Genomic DNA, 457 nt, shown 5'->3' with positions numbered 1-457 from the left:
CTCCTGGGGTTTCGGACAGCGATACGTCAAATACGATCTCATGGGTCGGGAGATTTTCAATCGACAGCTCCCGCCCGGCTACAACGATTTTTCACACGCTTTCGATAACGCCCAGAACGGCCATTTCCTCCTGCGCGTCGGCTCTTCCGACTATCGCCGCCCCGATGGCAAACGCGTTCGCACGGTTCGCGACGTGATTCTCGAGGTCGACCGAGACGGCAACGTCGTCGACGATTTCCGACTCTTCGAAATCCTCGATCCGTACCGCAAGAACCTTCTTGAAGCGCTCGACCAGGGCGCCGTCTGCCTCAACATCGACGCCTCGAAGTCCGGGCAGACCATGTCTGCGGAAGAGCTAGCCAAGCTCGAAGAACGCGACGCTTTCGGCGACATCGTTGGAACGGGCGCGGGCCGCAACTGGGCACACGTCAACTCCGTCGACTACGACCCGACCGAC

1 protein-coding gene is annotated in these 457 nt (G+C 60.0%); it reads left to right on the top strand.

What is annotated here, in order from left to right:
- Positions 1–457 (top strand): aryl-sulfate sulfotransferase (locus H6A60_RS12570; RefSeq protein ID WP_205105157.1); only part of this gene is annotated, 457 nt, incomplete at both ends.

Source organism: Sutterella massiliensis (assembly GCF_016899755.1).
GTDB classification, from domain to species: Bacteria; Pseudomonadota; Gammaproteobacteria; order Burkholderiales; family Burkholderiaceae_F; genus Sutterella; species Sutterella massiliensis.
The sequence above is the reverse complement of the archived record's forward strand: the minus strand, read 5'-3'. Positions and strand labels throughout refer to the sequence as shown.